Source organism: Rhodoferax sp., from assembly GCF_039922535.1.
GTDB lineage: Bacteria > Pseudomonadota > Gammaproteobacteria > Burkholderiales > Burkholderiaceae_C > Rhodoferax_B.
On the sequence record NZ_JBDTEM010000341.1, the window covers coordinates 1 to 14,212 of the forward strand.

The 14,212-nt window shown below is 62.7% G+C and carries 12 protein-coding genes and 2 pseudogenes; 6 read left to right on the forward strand and 8 right to left on the reverse strand.

The features are described 5' to 3' along the window. Positions 1 to 454, forward strand: a pseudogene (locus ABI213_RS16225) (serine protease); the annotation flags it as partial. A gap of 67 nt (positions 455 to 521) precedes the next feature. Here ABI213_RS16225 and ABI213_RS16230 read toward each other — a convergent pair. Further along, on the reverse strand, positions 522 to 2,498 hold the full coding sequence (locus ABI213_RS16230) for a secretin N-terminal domain-containing protein (RefSeq protein WP_348005034.1): 1,977 nt from the start codon (positions 2,496 to 2,498) through the stop codon (positions 522 to 524). A gap of 427 nt (positions 2,499 to 2,925) precedes the next feature. On the opposite strand from ABI213_RS16230, the pseudogene ABI213_RS16235 reads away from it, so the two are divergent. The 3 genes and pseudogenes from ABI213_RS16235 to ABI213_RS16245 all read left to right on the forward strand — a co-directional run. Beyond that, positions 2,926 to 3,048: pseudogene (locus ABI213_RS16235) on the forward strand (arylsulfatase); the annotation flags it as partial. Between the two features lie 31 nt (positions 3,049 to 3,079). Next, on the forward strand, positions 3,080 to 3,904 hold the full coding sequence (locus tag ABI213_RS16240) for an undecaprenyl-diphosphate phosphatase (RefSeq protein ID WP_348027857.1): 825 nt from the start codon (positions 3,080 to 3,082) through the stop codon (positions 3,902 to 3,904). Positions 3,905 to 3,907: 3 nt separating this feature from the next. Beyond that, positions 3,908 to 4,561 (forward strand): HAD-IA family hydrolase, encoded by a 654-nt coding sequence (locus ABI213_RS16245; protein WP_348008839.1) that lies wholly within the window; start codon positions 3,908 to 3,910, stop codon positions 4,559 to 4,561. Here ABI213_RS16245 and ABI213_RS16250 read toward each other — a convergent pair. From ABI213_RS16250 to mutS, 4 genes are all read right to left on the reverse strand, one after another. Continuing rightward, the gene (locus ABI213_RS16250; protein ID WP_348008840.1) at positions 4,518 to 5,354 is read right to left on the reverse strand and encodes an alpha/beta hydrolase; all 837 of its coding nucleotides are present in this window, start codon (positions 5,352 to 5,354) and stop codon (positions 4,518 to 4,520) included. The two genes, ABI213_RS16245 and ABI213_RS16250, sit on opposite strands and share 44 nt — an antisense overlap. Positions 5,355 to 5,429: 75 nt before the next feature. After that, the gene (locus ABI213_RS16255; RefSeq protein WP_348008841.1) at positions 5,430 to 6,257 is read right to left on the reverse strand and encodes a proteasome-type protease; all 828 of its coding nucleotides are present in this window, start codon (positions 6,255 to 6,257) and stop codon (positions 5,430 to 5,432) included. 58 nt (positions 6,258 to 6,315) lie between these two features. Further along, positions 6,316 to 7,887, reverse strand: coding sequence for a methyl-accepting chemotaxis protein (locus tag ABI213_RS16260; RefSeq protein WP_348008843.1), 1,572 nt, complete (start codon positions 7,885 to 7,887; stop codon positions 6,316 to 6,318). Positions 7,888 to 8,026: 139 nt separating this feature from the next. After that, the gene (gene mutS, locus ABI213_RS16265; protein ID WP_348008842.1) at positions 8,027 to 10,636 is read right to left on the reverse strand and encodes a DNA mismatch repair protein MutS; all 2,610 of its coding nucleotides are present in this window, start codon (positions 10,634 to 10,636) and stop codon (positions 8,027 to 8,029) included. Between the two features lie 122 nt (positions 10,637 to 10,758). On the opposite strand from mutS, the gene ABI213_RS16270 reads away from it, so the two are divergent. Together ABI213_RS16270 and ABI213_RS16275 are read left to right on the forward strand one after the other, a co-directional pair. Next, positions 10,759 to 11,259, forward strand: a complete 501-nt coding sequence (locus ABI213_RS16270) for an antitoxin Xre/MbcA/ParS toxin-binding domain-containing protein (RefSeq protein ID WP_348006931.1) — start codon at positions 10,759 to 10,761, stop codon at positions 11,257 to 11,259. A 7-nt stretch (positions 11,260 to 11,266) separates the two neighbouring features. Then, positions 11,267 to 11,725 (forward strand): RES family NAD+ phosphorylase, encoded by a 459-nt coding sequence (locus ABI213_RS16275; protein WP_348006930.1) that lies wholly within the window; start codon positions 11,267 to 11,269, stop codon positions 11,723 to 11,725. A gap of 1 nt (position 11,726) precedes the next feature. Here ABI213_RS16275 and ABI213_RS16280 read toward each other — a convergent pair whose 3' ends face one another. From ABI213_RS16280 to ABI213_RS16290, 3 genes are all read right to left on the reverse strand, one after another. Next, positions 11,727 to 12,455: a cytochrome c biogenesis CcdA family protein gene (locus tag ABI213_RS16280; RefSeq protein WP_348006929.1), complete on the reverse strand. Its 729-nt coding sequence runs from the start codon at positions 12,453 to 12,455 to the stop codon at positions 11,727 to 11,729. Next, complete coding sequence (locus ABI213_RS16285; RefSeq protein ID WP_348006928.1) at positions 12,455 to 12,841, reverse strand: thioredoxin family protein; 387 nt, start codon at positions 12,839 to 12,841, stop codon at positions 12,455 to 12,457. The genes ABI213_RS16280 and ABI213_RS16285 overlap by 1 nt, the downstream gene beginning before the upstream one ends. 178 nt (positions 12,842 to 13,019) lie before the next feature. Beyond that, positions 13,020 to 13,928 carry a LysR substrate-binding domain-containing protein gene (locus ABI213_RS16290; protein WP_348006927.1) on the reverse strand — a complete coding sequence of 303 codons (909 nt, stop codon included), beginning with the start codon at positions 13,926 to 13,928 and terminating at the stop codon, positions 13,020 to 13,022. Between the last annotated feature and the right edge of the window lie 284 nt (positions 13,929 to 14,212).

Below are 14,212 nucleotides of genomic sequence, written 5' to 3' on the forward strand. Positions count from 1 at the left end.
CACCGACACCTCGTTCATGCGTCTGGCCGACACGCCACCCACGGGGGCCGTGTTTGCGGGCTGGTCGGTCGCCGCGCCCACACTGGGCGACGCGGCAGCCGGTTTGCACCACCCGCAGGGCAGTTGGCAGGCCATCAGCACCGGTGTGATCAGTTCGTTCCTGAGCTGCTCGCTGCTGAGTGCCTCGTCGCTGGATTTCACTTGCAGCACCGCAAGCCAAGCCAACAGTAATTTTCTCAACGCCCAGTTCAGCAGCGGAGCCACCGAGGAAGGCAGCAGCGGTTCGCCCCTGTTTGAAACCATCGGCGGCGGCCACTACCTGGTCGGCCAGTTGTACGGCGGTAGTTCTAGCTGCAGCAACCCCAACGGTAGCAACGCCTATGGCCGGTTTGACGTGGCCTACAACGCTGCCCTGCGCCAGTGGTTGGCCCCCGCCACTTCAGGATGCAAGTGATATATTGCTATATTAATAGTAGCTTTATGTGCAGGTTGGGTATGCGCTAGAGGCTGTTTTTACTGGTTTATTTAACGGTAGACGGCAAGGCCAGTGTCTGGGCGCTGGGCGGTGCCAGCGGCCTGTTGAGTTCTAGCGAAAGATGTTGAACTTCTGCCGGTAAACCCTGTTGCTGGGTCCGCATGTAGTCGTAGCGGTCCCAAGAGATGGCGTTGCTAGCGGCTTCGTCCACCATGATGCGCGGGCGCAAAAACACCATCAGATTGGTTTTTTTGCGGGTCCGGCTCAGGCTGCGGAAAAACGCCCCGAGCCAGGGGATGTCGGCCACGCCGGTGACCTGCGCGGTATCGTCGATGGCGCTGTCTTCGAGCAGCCCACCCAGCACAATAATTTTGCCGTCGTTGACCACCACCGAGGATTCAATCGAACGCTTGTTGGTGGTCGGCCCCAAGGTGCTGCTGGTAGAGGCCACCGAAGACGACTCCTGGTAGATCGTCATGCGGATATTGCCGCTTTGGCCAATTTGCGGCTTGATGCGCAGGGTGATGCCCACGTCTTTGCGCTCGATGGTCTGAAACGGGCTACTGCTGCTGGTGCTGGTGTACGAGCCGGTGACAAACGGCACGTTCTGGCCCACGACGATCTTGGCCTCTTCGTTGTCCAACGTGACCACATTGGCGGTGGACAAGATATTGGTACCCGAGATCGACTCCAAGGCCGCCGCCACCGTGCCCAGGGTCAGCGTGGTGCTGCTGCTGATATCAAATATTTTGGCCCACTGGATGCCCAAGTCCACACTCTTGCTGGCATCTATCTCCACTACCAGTGATTCCACATACAGCTGCGCCCGGCGCGAATCCAGCTGCTCGATCACCTGGCGCATCTCTTTGAACCGGGGTTCGGGCGCGGTAATGATGAGCGCGTTGCTGATCGGGTCGGCCTGGATATCGCCGCCGGTGGAGGGCTGGGCCGCAGTGGCTACCGGGGTGGTCGATGCGGTTGATTCCTTGCTGCTGCTACTGGTGGTACTGGCGCTGTTGGCGTCGCCCGCCAGCGAGGTCTTGGTGGCGGTGCTGCTGCCAGACCCGCTGCTGCTGCTGGTCTGCGAAGGAAAGGCCGCCCGCAGCACCTGGGCCAGCCGGGTGGCATCGGTGTTCTTCAGGTAGACCACCCGCACGGTGGCGCTGTCCCGCGGGTGGTCCAGCCGCGCCACCAGCGCGCGGATGGCGGCCAGCTGCGCGGCGTTGGGGGCGCGCACCAGCAGGCTGTTGCTCTGGGTGTCGGCCACGATGGAGGCCGCTGTGCTGCTGCCGGTGGCCGCCGCGGGTGCGGCGGAGGTGGCTGCGCCCGTGCTGGCACTTACGGCGGTAGCGCTGCTGGTGGCGATGTCCGTCAACCGCCGCACTGTCACCACCATCTCGGCGGCGGAGGCATATTGCAAAGGCATCACTTCCACGTCGGTGGCGCTGGGAGTGTCCAGCGCGGCAACCACGGTGCGCAGCCGGTCCAGGTTGTTGGCGTAGTCGGTAATCACCAGCGAGTTGTTGCCCGCGTTGACGTTGATGACGTTGTTGGGGCTGATCAAGGGCCGCAGCACGGGTACCAGGTTATTGGCGTTTTCATAGCTGAGCTTGAAGATTTCGGTGACGATCTGGTCGCCCCGTGCCGCGCCCGCCGCCACCCGTACCGAGGCCGACTGCAGCTTGCCATCGGCCTCGGGAATGATCTTGTACAGGCCCGCCGTCTCCACCACGGTGTAGCCCTGCAGGCGCAAGGCGGCCAGAAAGTGGTCCCAGGCCTGCGCGGGGGAGACCGGGGTTTCGGTGTTCAGGGTCAGCGTGCCTTTGGCGTGCGGGTCCACCACGATGTTGCGGTGCGTGATCACCCCCAGGGTGCGCGCCACGCCTTCGATGTCGGCGTTGTAAAAATTGAGTGTGACCACCTCGGCTACGGGCTTCTTGGCGGCACGCGCGGGCACAGCCACTGCCAGGTTGCACAGCAGCGGCAGCGCCCACAAGGTGGATGAACGGTAAAAAAAGGCCATCGGAATAAAAGGAAATGTGCGTCAGCGCGGTCGGGGGTGGGCGGAAGGCCACCGGCACATGGCGCGTCGGTGCGGCATGGGAGCCGGGAGCCTGGATACGGCCCGGTAAGGCTCTGGATTCTGCGGGCCGCACATGGCGCGCCGGTATCGCGTGCACGTGGTTTTATAAAGATATGCGCGGCGTTCGTGCCCAGTAATGCTATATCTTATATAGCTGTCTGCGCAGGTGGAATATGCGGTGGATGGTCTTTTGGCTTGTGTCCGTATTAAGCAGGAAGCCATGCCGCGCGACCATGTGCTGCTGGCACCTCCGTTCATGGCTACGTACGGCGATCTGGCTGAGTTTGCTCGCACACTGGCTGCTCTCCCAAGGATGTGGCGGTGAGCAAGCTGAACGTTGGACATGCCACGTGTCGCGCCCATTCACGCCCTGGCCCTGTTCAGCCTGGCGCGGGCGCGGGCGGCCTGCGAGGCGGCTACGGGTTTACCGGTGTTGACAAGCCAACACAGCGCGGTGCGGGCTTTGCGGGCGCGCTTGGCCGCCCAGTGATAATCACCCCATCTAATTTTTGGGAGTGCGTGTGGATACCATTTTGCTGATCAAAGCCGCCATCATGGGCATCGTCGAGGGGTTGACCGAGTTTTTGCCGGTGTCCAGCACCGGGCATTTGATTCTGACCGGCTCGCTCTTGGGCATGACGGACGACAAGTCCAAGGTGTTCGACATCGCCATCCAGACCGGTGCCATCCTGGCCGTGATCATCGTTTACTGGCAGCGTATCGCCGGGGCCATCAGCGGCTTTAGCAGCAGCGCACGTTCGCGCCGCTTTGTGTTCAACATCGCCATTGGGTTCATGCCCGCGGCCCTGGTCGGGTTTTTTGTCTACAAAAGCATCAAGGCCTATTTGTTCAACGCACCGGTGGTGGCCACGGCTTTCATCGTCGGTGGTCTGATAATCTGGTGGGTGGAACGCCGCGCCAAGCCCGTGGTGCGCATCCAGGAGATCGACGACATGAGCGGCCTTGATGCCCTCAAGGTCGGCCTGGTGCAGTGCCTGGGCATGATTCCCGGCACCAGCCGCTCGGGCTCCACCATCATCGGTGGCATGTTACTGGGCTTGTCGCGCAAGGCGGCCACCGACTTCAGCTTCTTTTTGGCCATCCCCACGCTGATCGCCGCCGGGGCCTACAGCCTGTGGAAAGAACGCGCGCTGTTGTCCATGGCTGACTTTCCGCTGTTCGCCGTGGGCTTTGTGGTCAGCTTCTTGAGCGCCTGGCTGTGCATTCGCTGGCTGCTGCGCTACATCTCCACCCACGATTTTGTGGTGTTTGCCTGGTATCGCATCGCCTTTGGTCTGGTGGTTTTGGCTACCTGGTACACCGGCACGGTAGTCTGGGCTGCATAAGCCATGGGGCACGCGATCCAGGCCGTTATTTTCGATGCCGATGGCACGCTGGTGGATAGCGAGGAGCCGGGCATGGACGTGCTGCATGCGCAGGCGGTGGCCCATGGTGTGCAGCTCACCCGCGCAGAAGCCCATCAGCGGTTTCGCGGCGCGCGCATGGCCGACTGCATCGGCTGGATTACGGCGCAGTTGCCTGCCCAGGCACCGGGATTTGAAGCCGCCCTGACGACGCAGGTACGCGAGCAGTCTGAAATTCGCTTTCGCCAGGACCTGCAGCCGCTGCCGGGCGCACTGGCCTTGCTGCAAAGTTTGACTATCCCGTTTTGCGTAGCCACCAATGGCCCGCGCGAAAAGGTGGAGCTGACCCTGGGCCTGACCGGTCTGCGGTCCTTGCTGGGTGAGCGTATTTTTTGCGCCTACGAAGTCGGCCATTTCAAGCCCGATCCGGGTCTGTTCCTGCACGCCGCCCAAGCCTTGGGCGTTGCGCCAGCGCACTGTGCCGTGGTGGAAGACAGCCTGCCGGGCGTGCTGGCCGGCTTGGCGGCAGGCATGCAGGTGTTCAGCTTGCACCCGCGTGAGGGCATGGCGGTGGACGTGGCCGAACAGGTGACGTTTATCGCGGATCTGGGGGCTCTGGGGCCCCTACTGGCGCGCTGATATTCCTCAGCGCGGCCTCCATGGCCGCGGCCGTGGCCAGCGGTTTTTCCATCGGAAACAGGTGGCTGCCGTCCAGCATCATGGTGCGGCCCTTGGTGATTTTGGTGGTCAGGCCCATGCCGATCTGGCGCATTTCGGTCGAATGGGTGCCGCCGATGAAGGTCACCGGGCACCTCAAAGGGTGGTGGCGCAGCAGGCTTTCCAGGTTATCGGGAAAACTGTTGTAGATGGCGGTTTCCACCGCGCGGTCGAAGCCCAGAACCCGCTGGCCGTCCAGGTCGCGGGTACCCCAGGCGATGTAGTCCTGCAGCACCTGCGGCTCCCAGCGGGCAAAGGCCTTCTTGCCCTGGAAGTGCGCCAGCGCCGCGTCCTGGTCGGGCCAGTGCTGCCGGCGGCTGCGGCTGATCTTGCCGGGCGACACCACTTCCACCATCTTGGCCCGCTTGAAGGCCCCCAGCGTGGTGGCGCGCCAGCCACCGACGATGGGCGCATCCAGCAGCAGCACGCCGCACGCCAGCTCTGGGTGCCGGGCGGCGACCATCAGACTGAGAAATCCGCCCAGCGAATGCCCAACCAGAAACACCGGCTGGCCATGCCGCGCCGCTGCCTTGGCCGCGAAGTCGGCCAGTTGTTGCACCAGATGCGGCCAGTTGTTGCTCACCGGGTACTGCGGGTCGTGGCCGAGTTGGTCGATGGCCTCCACCGTGAAGCCGCGCGCCCGCAAGCTGGCGAACAGTACGCTGTAGGTGGCGGCGGGGAAGCTGTTCGCGTGGGTGAAGACGATGGGCGGCATAACCGACATTGTGGGACGCTTGCCCGCCGATCGGAGTCGCGCACGTTCACCAGGTGAACCTGCGCGATACAGCCGCTAAATCAAGCGCTCTTGGGGCGTGGTGATCTTGCGCAGAGGCTTGCCCCGGCCGGACTGCACCATCAGCGGAATCTCGGTCTGTTCGCCGTTCCACATCGGGTCTTCGATGCTGTCGAACACCTCGCGCAGCTTGTGGCCCCAGCTGCTGTGCAGCATCTTCATGTAGGGGTTGTTTTCGTCGATGCAGACCACCTTGTCGGTCTGGAAGGTATCGGCCTCGTACACCACCAGATCCAGCGGCAAGCCGACGGACAGGTTGGACTTGAGGGTCGAGTCCATCGACACCAGCGCGCACTTGGCGGCTTCGTCCAGTGGGGTGGTGGGGGCGATCACGCGGTCCAGCACGGGCTTACCGTATTTGGATTCGCCCACCTGGAAGTAGGGGGTCTCGGGCGTGGCTTCGATGAAGTTGCCGGCCGAATACACCTGGAACAGGCGCATACCCTCGCCCTTGATCTGTCCGCCAAAAATCAGCGACACATTGAACTCCACACCCGCCTGGCGCAGCGACACTGCGTCGCGGTCGTACACATGGCGCACCGCCGCACCCAGCACGCGGGCCGCGTCGAACATGCTCTTGGCATTCCAGATGGTGACGGGTTCGCTGTCCTCGTGGTCCTTCAGTTGCTCGACCTGCAGGATCTCGCGGATGGACTGCGAGATGCTCAGGTTACCCGCCGACAGCAGCACCATGAAGCGGTCTTGCGGCTTTTCGTAGACGATCATCTTGCGGAAGGTGCTGATCTGGTCCAGGCCGGCATTGGTGCGGGAGTCGGACAGGAACACCAGTCCGGCATTCAGTTTGATGGCGACGCAGTAGGTCATGGAGCAACTTCACAAGGAAATCGCTGATTTTAGGTCAGCGCGTGCCACGCCCAATGGCCTATGGGAGCGCCAGATAGGAACCGCGCCCGACTTTGAATACCGAAACCGCATCCACCAGATCGATAGCCTGGGTTCGCAGGGTGTTGGCCGCTGCCGAGATCTGTTCCACCATGGCGGCGTTTTGGGAGGTGGCCTGGTCCATATTCGACATGGCTGCCCCCAACTGCTGCACGCCGGTGGCCTGTTCCCGGCTGGATGCACTGATCTCGCCCATGATTTGCGCGACTTTCTGGATGGCATCGACCAACTCGGTCATGGTCTGGCCTGCCAGACCCACTTCTGAAGTGCCATGCTCCACCCGCTCCACGCTGGCGTTGATCAGGCTTTTGATTTCCTTGGCGGCATCGGCACTGCGGCCCGCCAGTGAACGGACTTCGGATGCGACCACCGCAAAACCCCGTCCCTGTTCGCCCGCGCGGGCGGCTTCTACGGCGGCATTCAGCGCCAGAATATTTGTCTGGAATGCAATGCCGTCAATCACGCTGATGATGTCGGCAATCTTGCGCGAGCTGTCGGTAATGCCTTTCATGGTCTGTACCACCTGGCTCACAACTTTGCCGCCGTGCACTGCCAGAGTGGATGCGTTTTGCGCCAGATGGTTGGCTTGGCGCGAATTCTCGGCATTCTCGGCCACCGCTCCGCTCAGCTTGGCCATGTGCGCATTCGTTTGTTCGAGATCGCTGGCCTGCTGCTCGGTGCGGTTCGACAGGTCCTGGTTGCCCGAGGCAATCTCTTCGCTGGCAGTGGACACGCTCTCGGAGCCCTGCCTAACCTTGCTCACCACCCCAATCAGGCCGTGCTGCATATTGTTCAAGGCGGTTAGCAGTTGCCCGGCTTCATCGGTGGTGGTGGCGTGAATGTCGACGCTGAGATCACCACCCGCTACGCGCTCGATGGCCTGGACTGCATCGGACAAAGGGCGAGTAATCGACCGAATCAGCACGAAGGCCGCGACCACGGCCAGGGCCAAACCGAAGGTGGCAATCACCAGCATGGAGCCACGGGCGGTGTTGTAGGTGGTGACTGTCGCGGCACCCCCATCGACAGCACCTTTGTGGCTGATGTCCACCAATTGGTCGAGTGTGGCGATGGATTTGACGAACAGCTTTTCGGCGCTGGTATTGAGCAGGCGCTTGCCCTGGTCTGCCTGGAACTGCTTGGCAAATGCCACCACCTGTTCGTGGATCAGCAGATAGGCTTTCCAGTCGGCGGTGAAGCTTTCGAACAGTTTGCGCTCGTTGTCGTCACTGATGCTGCTGGCAAAGGCTTTGCTGTCGGCCTGGAAGGTGGATTGCACCTTAAGCATTTTCTTTTCCAGTTCGGCCGCCTCGCTGTCCACCGTGCTCATTACATACTGCAACTCGGTCATGCGGAAGCTGGCGAGCTCGGCTCCCATGCGGTTGACCGATTCCGACTTGGGCAGCCAGAGCGTGGATATTTCATCGGCGTTGCGCCACATGATGCCCATCTGGAATACCGCTGTGACCGCGATGGCCAGCATGGCTGCGACCAACATGGCAAAGGTCGCTGTCAGGCGGGTGGAAATTTTCAGGTTGTTGAGCGTATTGATGGCAGCTTCTTTTCATTTGACAAGAATCGTGGCGGCGTTCGGGTCAGCTTCTCAGGGCTGAACCGTGGATTCATCTTATGGAAACAATTTGTAACCAAGTAGAGAATTGCGACACGCTTTTGCTCGCCAGCGACAGCGCTCAAGCCCGTTGCGATAATTTCTTCAGCTGGTAAATGGCCTCCATGGCCTCGCGCGGGCTCATGGCGTCGGGGTCCAATGCGGCCACGGCAGCTTCTACGGCGCTGGCAGAAGTTGCCTCAACCTCGGGCGGCGCGGCAAACAAATCCACCTGTATCTGGCTGCCGAGCGCGTGGTCTTCTAGCGCGGCCAGGGTGTGGCGGGCGTGGTTCAGCACGGCCGCCGGCATGCCGGCCAGGCGGGCCACCTGGATACCGTAGCTGCGGCTGGCGGGGCCGGGCTGCAGCTCGTGCAAAAACACGATGTCGCGGCCTGACTCCGCCGCGCTGACGTGCATGTTCACCGCGCCGTGGTGCTGGGCCGGGAACTCGGTCAGCTCGAAATAGTGGGTGGCAAACAGGGTGAAGGCCTGGGTTTTGTCGTGCAAATGCGCGGCAATGCCGCTGGCCAGCGCCAGGCCGTCAAAGGTGGAGGTACCGCGGCCAATTTCGTCCATCAGCACCAGGCTGTGGGCGCTTGCGCTGTGCAGAATCTGCGCGGCCTCGGTCATTTCCACCATGAAGGTGGATTGCGCGTTGGCCAGGTCGTCGGCCGCGCCAATGCGGGTGTGGATGGCATCGATCGGCCCCAGGCGGCAGGCGCTGGCGGGCACGTAACTGCCCATGCTGGCCAACAGCACGATGGTGGCGACCTGGCGCATATAGGTCGATTTGCCGCCCATGTTGGGCCCGGTGATGATCTGCATGCGTTGGCGGTGGCCCAGGGTGGTGTCGTTGGCGATGAAGCTGGCGCTGCTGGCCTCAGAAAGCCGGGCTTCCACGACAGGGTGGCGACCGCCTTCGATGGCGATGCAGGGCTCTTTGACGAACACCGGGGCGCACCAGTTGAGGGTGAGCGAGCGTTCGGCCAGGGTGCACAGCACGTCCAGCGCGGCCAGGGCGTAGGCCAGTTGGCCCAGGCGCGGCACAAAGGCCTGCAGCTGGTCCAGCACCTGCTCGAACAGCCATTTCTCGCGGGCCAGGGCGCGCTCTTGGGCACTCAGGGCCTTGTCTTCAAAGGCTTTGAGCTCGGGGGTGATGAAGCGCTCGGCGTTCTTCAGGGTCTGGCGGCGGCGGTAGTCCGCGGGCACCTTGTCGACCTGGCCCTGGGTGACTTCGATGTAGAAGCCATGTACTTTGTTGAACTGCACCCGCAAGTTGGCAATGCCGGTGCGGGCTTTCTCGCGGGTTTCCAGGTCGAGCAAAAACGCGTCGCAGTTGGTCTGGATGTCGCGCAGCTCGTCCAGCTCGGCATCAAAGCCGCGGTTGATCACGCCGCCGTCGCGTACCAAGGCGGCGGGTTCGTCCAGGATGGCGTGCTGCAACAAAGCGGCGCAGCCTGCGGGCGGGTGCAGGGCCGCAGAAATTTGAGCCAAAAGTGCCGATTGCGCAGGTATTGCCTGCACCAGCAGCTCTGCTTTTTGTAGCGTGTACTGCAAAGCCACCAGTTCCCGTGGACGTACTTGGCGCAGCGCGATGCGCGCGCTGATGCGTTCTACGTCGCCGCTGCCCTTGATCTGCTCGCGCAGGCGTTGGCTGTGCCCGCCTTCGCGCAGGGTGGCGATGGCCTGCAGGCGCAAGCTGGCTTCGCTGCGGTCGCGCTGGGGTTCCAGCAGCCAGCGTTTCAGGGCGCGGCTGCCCATGCTGGTGCTACAGGTGTCTAGCAACGAGAACAGCGTGGGCTTGTCCTCGCCGCGCAGGGTTTGCGTCAGCTCCAGGTTGCGTCGGGTGCTCAGCGGCAGATGGATGCCGGCATCGCCTTTTTGCACGCGGATGGTTTGCACATGCGACAGCGCGCGGCCCTGGGTGTGCTCGGCAAAAGTCAGCAGGGCGGCGGCCGCCGCGTGGGCCTGGGGAAGGTCGTCGGCGTGCCAGGCGGCCAAGGTGGCGGCGTGCAGTTGCTCCAGCAGCTTGCGCTGTCCCAGAGCGGCATCGAACTGCCAGGCCGGGCGGGCGGTGGTGGACAAAGCCGTGCCGGGCGCGGTGGCGCGCTTCAGCGCCTGGATGCGTTGCTCCAGGCTGTGGCTGGTATCGGTGCTGTGCAGCAGCTCGCTGGGGGCGATGCGGGTCACCCAGGCTTCCAGCTCGTCGCTGGGGCATTCGGCCAGGTGGATTTCGGCGCGCGTCACGCTCAGCCAGGCCAGGCCGCAGGTGTTGCGCGGGCCCTGGTGGATGGCCAGCAGCACGGATTCGGTCTTGTCGGACAGCAGCTCGGCATCCGTCAAGGTGCCGGGGGTGACCACGCGCATCACCTTGCGTTCCACCGGCCCCTTGCCCGTGACTTCGCCCACTTGCTCGCAAATGGCCACCGACTCGCCCAGCTTGATCAGCTTGGCCAGGTAGCCCTCCATGGCGTGGAAGGGCACGCCGCACATGGGAATCGGGATGCCCGCCGTGTGCCCGCGCTTGGTCAGCGTGATGTCGAGCAGGGCGGTGGCTTTTTCGGCATCGGCAAAAAACAGCTCGTAGAAGTCGCCCATGCGGTAGAAAACCAGCGTGTCAGGGTGCTCGGCCTTGATGGCCAAGTACTGCTGCATCATGGGCGTGTGGGCGGGGGCTTCTTCTTTTTTCATGTCGATCAAAACTGCGTGTGGGTACCGAAAATGCCATCGGTCTAGGGGGATGCGGCCATTGTAGGGAAGGCTACTTTGTCATTTTTTGTGCATTTGCATCGTATTTATGATGTAATTGCTCTATGAATACCGCCACCCTTGAGCCTCTTGCCCCTGCACATTCTTCGCTATGGCAGATCATTCAGCCCGCCACACGGGAGGGAGCCTATGCGGACGCGGTGCCCTCGGTGCACCCGTATGGCACGGCATTCAATAGCGAGCAGGCGCTGCGCATCCTCAAGCGCGGCATCTCTAGCCGGGTGATCGACCCGCTGTCGGACTACCTGGAAATGGGCAAAGGCGAGCTGGCCGAGATTCTGGACCTAGACCGCACCACGGCGCTGCGGCGGGCGGGCAAAGACCAGCCGCTGCCCACCCATTCCGCTGAAAACGTGCTGCGCGTGCTGGAGCTGGAAGAGATGGCCACCGACACGTTTGAGACCCAGGCCATCGCCCTGGGCTGGTTGCGCCGCCCCCACCCGATGCTGGACGGCGAGAGCCCACTGCAGTCGGCCAAAACCTCGTTTGGCACCCGCCGGGTGAAGGACATGCTGGTGGCGATCAAGCACGGCGGTGTGGTTTGATTTGGCTATGCCCCTGAGCGTCTGGCGCATCGGCTTTTCGGGTGCGCTAACTTTGCCCGCGCTGGGTTATGGCTCCACCCTGGGCGATGGCCGCTGGCACATTGGCTGCGCCGGGCCGCTGCAACTGGTGTACTGCGGTGCCAGCCGGGCACTGTGCCAACTGGAGCGGCGGGTGCACTGCAATGGCGCCATGCCGAAAAACATGGTGCTGCTGCGGCTGGAGATTCCCGATACCGCCACGCTGCTGGATGCCGAATTGCCTCTGAATTGGCGTGAGGACCAGGCCGCCACCCAGGCCATCGGCATGCGCTGGCTGGTGGCCGGGGCGAGTCTGGGGCTGTGGGTGCCGTCTTTTGTGGAGCCTGCCGAGCGCAACCTGCTGCTGAACCCGGCGCACCCAGACTACGCCCAGATTGCCCTGGTGGTGGAGAAGAACCCGTTCGTGTTTGACCCGCGGCTGTTTTAAATTAAAACCGTGTCGTCAGGGTGGTGAGCCAATCGGGCGAGTGCACTACCAGCCAGGTCTCTATCGGTTTGTCGGCACCGGTCAAGATCAACACCGCCAGGGCGACCATGATGGCACCCAGGACCATTTTTCCGGTTTTACCGGCCTGTAAGAGCTTTCCACGCATCTTGAGCATGGCACCGCGCGAGACGTAGGCCAAGACGACCACGGGCAAAGCGGCCCCCAGACCAAAAATGCCCATCAACAAGGCGACCTGGGGCAGTTGCGAGCCCTGGCTGGCCAGCACCACAGCGGCACCGAGGGTGGGGCCCACGCAAGGGCTCCACACCACGCCCAGCACCAAGCCAATCGCGAACTGGCCCCACAGGCCGTCCAGGCGCATGCGTGCAATCAGGCTGTTGCCCGCGTCGCCAATGCCGGCGGTAGCTGCCGCAAACCGTTGCTGCAGACCGCCAGACAGCAGGACCAGGCCCAGCACGCCCAAAATCGCGGCTCCAATACCGCGAAAGATGGAGCCATCCAGTCCCAGCGCGGATCCCGCCCACGCCAGCGTGGAGCCAATGACCGCGTACGAAATCGCCAGTCCGCCCGCCAGCGCCAGTGGCGCCCTCGGGTGGGCATTGGTGGCCGAGCCCAGCAGGATCGGAATGATGGGTAGAACGCAAGGCGACAGCGTGGACAGCAGCCCTGCCAGAAACCCGAAGCCGTAAGAGCCGAGCCCGAAATCCATCAGTTCACCGTCTTTTTAATCAGGCCTTCCAGACCTGCGGGCGTGGTGTCGCCTACCGAGCGACCCACTTCCTTCTCGCCTTTGAAGGCCACCAGCGTGCTTTGCGAAGTGACCTTGAAGGTCTTGAGGGTGGGCTTGGCGCTGTCGAAGTCGATGGTCAGCAGCGTCACATCTTTGTAGGCGGGCTGCTGCATCAAGCCGTCAATGATGGGCTTTTGTGCCTTGCAGGTGGGGCACCATGGCGCGCTGATGTCCAGCACCACCGGTTTGCCCGCCTGGGTGAGCTGGTCAAACGCTTGCTGGCTAAAGGGTTTGATCTCTCCGGCCATGGCCACGGAGGCCAAGGAGGTGAGCGCGAGGGTGAGAAGGGTGTGGGCGAGTTTCATGGGAAGTCTCCAAGTGGTAGGTGGACGGGAAGATGTCACAAACGAAGCCTGAACGGTTCGCAGTTTCAAAAAATACTTCCCATTGGTCGGACTGGGCTGCGTTTTCTTACGCTGAGCCTGTTTTCAACCCATTTTTCATCCGGCGCGCCGATCTGGAGCGCCAGGTTTTTCCCACAAACTAGCCCACCGTCTGCTGCATCCACCCCACAAACGCCTCCACCAGCGCCCGGTTCTCGGTGCGCTCGGGCAGCACGCAGTAGTAGGCCCGGTCATCGTTAGAGTTGCCTGGTAGCGGCTGCGTGCAGGCCAGCACCAGCTCGCCGCGCACCAGCTCGGCTTCGACCAGCAAGCGGGGCACCAAGGCCACACCCAGGCCGCAGGCCGCGGCGGCGGCGGTCATCGAAAACAACTCGTAGCGCGGGCCGCGCCGGGCCAGCGGGGCGGCCACGCCCATGGCATCGAACCACTGGCGCCAGCCGTCGGGGCGGGTACTTTGCTGCAGCAGGGGGAGGTCGGCAATGGCCTCGGCGGTGAATGCGGTTGCGCCGCCCCGCAGCGCCGGGCTGCACACCGGCACCATGTCTTCGCCCAGCAGGCGCACGGCGCGGGTGCCGGCCCATTGCGCCACCTGGTCGGCGCTGCCGCTGTACAGGGCGGCATCGAAGGGCGTGTCGGCAAACAAAAAGGGGCGGGTGCGGGTTTCGATGTGTACCGTGGTGTCGGGGTGCAAAGCCGTCCAGGCGGGCAGGCGCGGGATCAGCCAGCGGGTGGCAAAGGTGGGCACGGATGCCAGGTGCAGGCTGCCGCCGCTGCCCTGGTGGGACATGGCATCCAGCGTGTCCTGCTCCAGCCCGCGCAGGCGCACCGCCACCTGCTGCGCGTACTCCGCCCCCTGCGGTGTCAGCGCCACGCCATGGCGGGTACGGCGAAACAGTGGCACGCCCACAAAGGCCTCCAGCGCGGTGATCTGGCGGGACACCGCGCCTTGGCTCAGGGCCAGCTCTTGGGCGGCACGGGTGTAGCTTTCGTGCCGGGCGGCGGCATCGAGGCAGGCCAGGGCTTGGAGGGAGGGGATTTTGCGGCGCATGGTGTGCGAAATATACACAATAGTGAATTTATTACAGTTTTTTATTGATAGCTTCTAGTGCAGGTTAAATATGCGCTGAAGGCCAAAATTATTAAATAAACTGTGAAATAAGAAGTTCAAAAAAAGCATAACTGGGCCGCGCATGGGATGGCAATTCAGCGTGTGTGTAAAACGGGAAGTTTTCACGTTGCCTTTAAGGCCCCTCTATATAAATTCCGTATAGCCACGGCCCTCAGTTGGACGGCGTCATTTTTTGACTTCTCGGCTGGCTGACTTTGATTTTT

Coding starts and splice junctions, on each gene's coding strand:
- ABI213_RS16230 (WP_348005034.1), bottom strand. CDS start 2,498: ATGGCCTTTTTTTACCGTTCATCCACCTTGTGGGCGCTGCCGCTGCTG.
- ABI213_RS16245 (WP_348008839.1), top strand. CDS start 3,908: ATGGGGCACGCGATCCAGGCCGTTATTTTCGATGCCGATGGCACGCTG.
- ABI213_RS16250 (WP_348008840.1), bottom strand. CDS start 5,354: ATGCCGCCCATCGTCTTCACCCACGCGAACAGCTTCCCCGCCGCCACC.
- ABI213_RS16255 (WP_348008841.1), bottom strand. CDS start 6,257: ATGACCTACTGCGTCGCCATCAAACTGAATGCCGGACTGGTGTTCCTG.
- mutS (WP_348008842.1), bottom strand. CDS start 10,636: ATGAAAAAAGAAGAAGCCCCCGCCCACACGCCCATGATGCAGCAGTAC.
- ABI213_RS16270 (WP_348006931.1), top strand. CDS start 10,759: ATGAATACCGCCACCCTTGAGCCTCTTGCCCCTGCACATTCTTCGCTA.
- ABI213_RS16275 (WP_348006930.1), top strand. CDS start 11,267: ATGCCCCTGAGCGTCTGGCGCATCGGCTTTTCGGGTGCGCTAACTTTG.
- ABI213_RS16280 (WP_348006929.1), bottom strand. CDS start 12,455: ATGGATTTCGGGCTCGGCTCTTACGGCTTCGGGTTTCTGGCAGGGCTG.
- ABI213_RS16285 (WP_348006928.1), bottom strand. CDS start 12,841: ATGAAACTCGCCCACACCCTTCTCACCCTCGCGCTCACCTCCTTGGCC.
- ABI213_RS16290 (WP_348006927.1), bottom strand. CDS start 13,928: ATGCGCCGCAAAATCCCCTCCCTCCAAGCCCTGGCCTGCCTCGATGCC.